The sequence below is a fragment of the Vibrio sp. 1727 genome (assembly GCF_033344415.1).
Lineage (GTDB): Bacteria > Pseudomonadota > Gammaproteobacteria > Enterobacterales > Vibrionaceae > Vibrio > Vibrio alginolyticus.
This window is the reverse complement of record NZ_JAWPOT010000609.1, coordinates 1-535: the sequence shown is the minus strand read 5'-3', so window position 1 is coordinate 535 and position 535 is coordinate 1. Positions and strand designations below refer to the sequence as shown.

The following is a 535-nucleotide window of genomic DNA, read 5'->3' as shown; positions in this document are numbered from 1 at the left end:
ATAATGCCACCGAGCGCCTGACATATTGCAGCGGTAAGGCCGAGTGAGACTCCAACCCAAATGTTGCCTTTGATTTCCTCGAGCACATTGTTAGTTTGTCCGCGTCGGCCAAAGAATATCGCCATCACCACACCGCTAAACACCAGTGCAGAACCAAGCAGTTCAATGGCCGTCATGCTTTCGCTAAACAGGAAATAACCTAAGATGGTGGAAAACACGGCATGGCAGGAAAACAACAGGCCCGCTTGCCTTGGCCCCATGCGATTCAAACACGCAAACAGTGCGGTGTCGCCAATGAAGATCCCTATCAATCCGGATGCCATCATCGGCGTAATATGTTCCCAAGACACACTTAGCCAACCGCCGGTTATCCACGCCATGGTCGACAAAATTACGGCTGTGCAGCCCATCCGCCAACGACTGTAAGAGAAGGCACCCAGATGCTGCGCAGGAATAACCGAAATCAGGCTGGAAACCGCCCATAAAAAGGCAGCGCATAGAGCAAGCCATTCGTAACCCATGATTGATAGACGTC

1 protein-coding gene is annotated in these 535 nt (G+C 51.6%); it reads right to left on the bottom strand.

The genetic code is table 11. The features are described 5' to 3' along the window. A partial coding sequence (locus R8O10_RS27195) for a DMT family transporter (protein WP_318192227.1) occupies positions 1 to 521 on the bottom strand: 521 nt, incomplete at its 3' end. Between the last annotated feature and the right edge of the window lie 14 nt (positions 522 to 535).